We start from the raw sequence: 4,214 nt of genomic DNA, 5'->3' as shown, positions 1-4,214 counted from the left end.
CACGAGCTCGGTCACTCCGTAGTTGATCAGGGCCGGGGCCTTGCCCGAATGGTCGATCTCGGCCAGCTTTATCGAGTGGCTGCCCAGGTCCAGGCCGACCGTGGTGGAGCCGCCTCTCTTGAAGAGCATTCTTTCTCCTTGGCAATTAAGGAGTTCGCTGTCTTTGGGCTCAGTATACCACAATTGCGATAAATTTGTCAAGCGGGCGCTCTATAACGTAATGCGCTTTATATCCTACAGTTAGATCGGCCCGGACGCACGGCTGACTCCGGGGAGAAAAAGGCGGGTATTTTATTTAATTGTCTTTGCGCACGGTCGACCGGGCCGGCCGGCGGGCATCATGTCCGTGGCTCCCGGAGCTGTCCTGGCGGGATGGCTGCACGCGGTTCGAGCGCGGCCCGCGTGGGCCGCGCTTTTTTCTGGCTGAGTCAGTCTACCACGAAAAAGGGGCGGGAGTCAACTTTTTGGTGGAAAAAAATGGATGGAATTGCATCAGGGCACGTATTCAATGTCTGCAAGGCGGGTTTGACTTGTTGTTCTTTGGTTTTGCCCGAAAGGACCAAAGGGCGTGGGGTCGTTATAAACTTGTTTAAGAGCGAGAATGTAGGGGCGCACCCATGTGTGCGCCCCTACATTTCAGTGAATGGACTTCAGGAAAAAAACTGCGCTGTAACCGTTGGGATCGGCGTCCCCGTGCATAGCGGCCTCAGTTGAGGTATGTCTCCTCGGCTTTCTTCTGGTTGGCTTGGCGCAGCTGCTTGATCGCTTTCTCCTTGATCTGGCGCACGCGTTCGCGGGTCACGCCGAAGATTTCGCCGATCTCCTCCAGGGTCATCGGCTCGGTGTCGTCCAGCCCGTAGTAGAAGCGCAGGATACGGGCCTCGCGGTCCTTGATCGAGGAGAGCATGTCCTCGATGGCCTCGCTCAGCTCCTGCTTGAACATCCCGTCCATCGGCCCGGGGGTCTTGTCATCCGGGATCGAGTTGAGCAGGATGATGTCATCCTGCGGGTTGGAACTCGACTCCAGCGAGTACTGGGGCTGGTACAGGGGCATCATCTCGGCCAGTTCGTCGCTGGCCATGTCGATCTCCTGCATGATCTCGGAGGTGGTGGGGTCGCGGCCCAGTTCCTGGCTCAGGCTGTTCAGGGCCTTTTCCATCTTGAACATGGCGCTGGCTTTGTTCAGCGGAATCCTCACCACGCGGCTCTGCTCGCTCAGGTACTGGATTATCGCCTGCTTGATCCACCAGACCGCATAGGTGATGAACCGCACGCCCTTGGTCTCGTCGAACTTGTACGCGGCCCGGATCAGCCCGATGTTGCCCTCGTTGATCAGGTCGGAGAGCGACACCCCCAGGTTTTGGTATTTCTTGGCGATCGAGACCACGAAACGCAGGTTCGACAGCACCAGTTTCTCGATGGCCCGGCGGTCGCCCGCCTTGTAGTCGCCGGCAAGCCGGACCTCCTGCTCGGGACCGAGCAGGGGGTAGTTGCTTATCTCCTTCAGGTACATCGAGATCGAATCCTCGTCGAACCGGCTTTTCCTGACTGGCGGTTTCGGCTTGGCCTGATCTTTATTTTCTTTACGGTTCTTGTTCAAGCGTGATCACTCCGAGTCACGGTTGTACTGACACTGTTGTGCGCCGGTATCTCTACTAAACCGGATTCGGCGGGAAAGTTCCACCCAGCCTGCCGCAGTGCGGCGGTCAGCGGTTGAACATCCCGAACTGGCGCAGGATATCCTGGCCGCGGACCAGGACCGAGTCGGCCGGACAGTTCGGGCACTGGCGCGGGTCATCCGCGTACAGGGCGAACACCGATTTGCACTTGATGCAGGCGAAGAGCTGGATATCCTCCTCCAGCGCCGCCTCGGGGTTGGACTCGATGGCTTTTAGCTTGTTCCCCAGGTACTCGAGGTCCTGGAATTCCAGGGTCTCCAGGGCGGCCTTGTGCAGCCTCCCGGCGATCTCGTCCTCCATCTCGCGGCGGCGCTTTTCGAGCTTGGCCATCGCGTTTTCGGTGCTGTTCTCGATGGTGGAAGAGGCCTCGGCGGCGTCTGCCTGGCCCTCGGCGGCCGGTGTCTCCTGCGCGCCGGGGCTGCTTGCTGCGGGAGCGGCCGGCTGGGGGGTGTCAGCCGCGGGGGCCACGGCCGGAGACGCCGGCTCGGGGCCGATCGCGCTGGTGAGCAGGCCCTCCGGGGGCACGACTCCCGAATCGGGCAGGCTGATCAGCATTTGCGCACCGCAGTTCTTGCAACGGGCCTTTTTCGGGCCGCCCGTCAACATGTCGTCGCGGACCTTGAACCTGGAGTCACACTTGTGGCAGATGATTATCATACGCAATCACCGCCTGGCGGGGGATCGGTTGCGGCAGGGGCCGGTGAGGGGAGTGCGCCTGGCACACGGCTCAGTCCTCGATCGGCAGGAATCCGATACAGAGCATGCGGTTGAGCTTGCGGCCGCTCTGTTTGCAGCTTCTGCGACAACGGGTGCAGGTCTCGTGGACCCGCCCGAGGGCATTCAGGGCTTGCGGTGGCGCCGGCCGTCCGCCGCTTTCCGGCAGGTTCGAGGCCAGGCGGAACATCGGTCCGGGGAACGCCGGGCTGGCCGGATCGTCCACTGTGTCCGGCTCATCCGGCGACAACTGCTCCGTCGGCGGGGGCGAGGGCAGGTTCTCCGTCACCTCGAGCTCCGGCTCCTCAGGCTCATCCTGGGACGGCCCACCCGACGTTTCGCCATACAGCCGGCCCAGTTTTTCCCACAGGCCGAGCTGGTTTTTTTCCAGTTCTTCACTCATCCACGACTTCCCCGCCCGAAATGCGGCGCCACTCTGTACAGAGAACGGACAAAGACGGCTCCGGTTACACCGCCCTGACCGGGAGGGGCGGTCAGCCGGCCTGGCGCTCCGATTCGCGTTCGTCGCTTTCGGCCGCGGGACTCTCCACCGTGGTCTCCAGGCCGGCCAGGTCATCGGCGCTCACCTGCGCGGCGCGGATGTTCTCCTCCTGAATCTTCTCGTAGACTTCCTGGCGGTGCACCGAAATTTCGCGCGGGGCTTTCACTCCCAACTTGACCTGCTTGCCCTGTATCTCGACCACGGTCACCTTGATGTCATCTCCGATGGCGACCGATTCGCCCTGTTTCCGTGTCAGGATCAGCATCCCTGCGCTCCTTTGTTCAGGTACGGGCTGGGGCGGATCTCACCGTGCCCGATGCATCCGCTTCTTCCGGGTCCACGCCGGGCGGACCCACCCGGCAGGTTGAAGATACAATATGCCCCTGGCAATAGCAAGGCCTATCGATAGAGCTTACAACCGTCTGCGGGAAAGTCAAGCTTAAAATGCCCGGTTGTCATGGAACTTGCGTTTTGGTTGCATACAGCGCCGTCATAACAGGTCGAGCTGGCGGTCGGGCGGACGGCGGCGCGGCGGCAGCGGCGCGAAAGCCTCCAGGCTGTCGGCTGGAATGTCGGCCACGAGCGGCGACCAGCCCGCCTCCAGCGTGCGGCCGTGCAGCATGCGACGCGCCGCGCTGGACAGGTACAGACGGCGTCCGGCGCGGGTGAGGGCAACGTACAGAAGGCGGCGCTCCTCGGCCGGGTCGCAGCCCTCGCGCTCCAGCGGAACGAGGCCCGCCTCCAGGCCGCAGACGAACACCACCGGGAACTCCAGGCCCTTGGCCGCGTGCATGGTGCTCAGGGTCACCGCCTCGGCCGCGGCGCGACCGGCTATGCGCTCCAGGTCGCCCTCGGCCTGGAGCGCCACCCGGCGCAGGAACTCGCGCCCGGAGCCGAAACGCTCAGTCACGCGCAGAAGGTGCTCCAACGGCGCGGGCTGCGCCTGACGTTGCGGCAGAAGCTCGGCGGCCAGGGTTTCGAGCAGGGTGGCTGGGGGCAGACGGTCGAGGTCGCGGCGGCAGCGGTCAACCAGCTCCAGGAACCGGGCGGCTTTCTCCCCGTGGCGCGACAGCGGCTCCTCGCGGATGATCTGGGCCTTGAGCTCCGCCAGCAGCGGCCGGCCATGTTCGGTTGCGTTCTGCGCCAGGCGCGCGAAATACTCGCCCTCCGGGTCCAGGCCGGCCAGGCGCAGCGCGCCGCGGAAATGCAGGTTGTCCTGGGCCGCGGCAGCCAGGCGCAACAGGGCCAGCAGCCCCTGCACCTCGCGGTCGGCCAGGAACGAGCGCGAAGCGCGCACCCGGCAGGGAAGGCCCTCCACC

At 63.6% G+C, this 4,214-nt stretch carries 5 protein-coding genes; all 5 read right to left on the bottom strand.

Features of this window, described 5'->3' with window-relative positions; all coding sequences use genetic code 11:
• Positions 1–706: 706 nt before the first annotated feature.
• Positions 707–1,600, bottom strand: coding sequence for an RNA polymerase sigma factor RpoD/SigA (locus LLH00_19465; protein ID MCE5273462.1), 894 nt, complete (start codon positions 1,598–1,600; stop codon positions 707–709).
• Positions 1,601–1,706: 106 nt separating this feature from the next.
• A complete protein-coding gene (locus tag LLH00_19460; GenBank protein MCE5273461.1) occupies positions 1,707–2,336 on the bottom strand; it encodes a zinc-ribbon domain-containing protein in 630 nt (209 codons plus the stop codon).
• Positions 2,337–2,406: 70 nt separating this feature from the next.
• Positions 2,407–2,796, bottom strand: coding sequence for a hypothetical protein (locus tag LLH00_19455; GenBank protein ID MCE5273460.1), 390 nt, complete (start codon positions 2,794–2,796; stop codon positions 2,407–2,409).
• A 91-nt stretch (positions 2,797–2,887) separates the two neighbouring features.
• Complete coding sequence (gene csrA / locus LLH00_19450; protein ID MCE5273459.1) at positions 2,888–3,160, bottom strand: carbon storage regulator CsrA; 273 nt, start codon at positions 3,158–3,160, stop codon at positions 2,888–2,890.
• A gap of 225 nt (positions 3,161–3,385) precedes the next feature.
• On the bottom strand, positions 3,386–4,214 hold an 829-nt coding region (locus LLH00_19445), incomplete at its 5' end, for an ATP-binding domain-containing protein (GenBank protein ID MCE5273458.1).

This window comes from bacterium (assembly GCA_021372515.1).
Lineage (GTDB): Bacteria > Gemmatimonadota > Glassbacteria > GWA2-58-10 > GWA2-58-10 > JAJFUG01.
The sequence above is the reverse complement of the archived record's forward strand: the minus strand, read 5'-3'. Positions and strand labels throughout refer to the sequence as shown.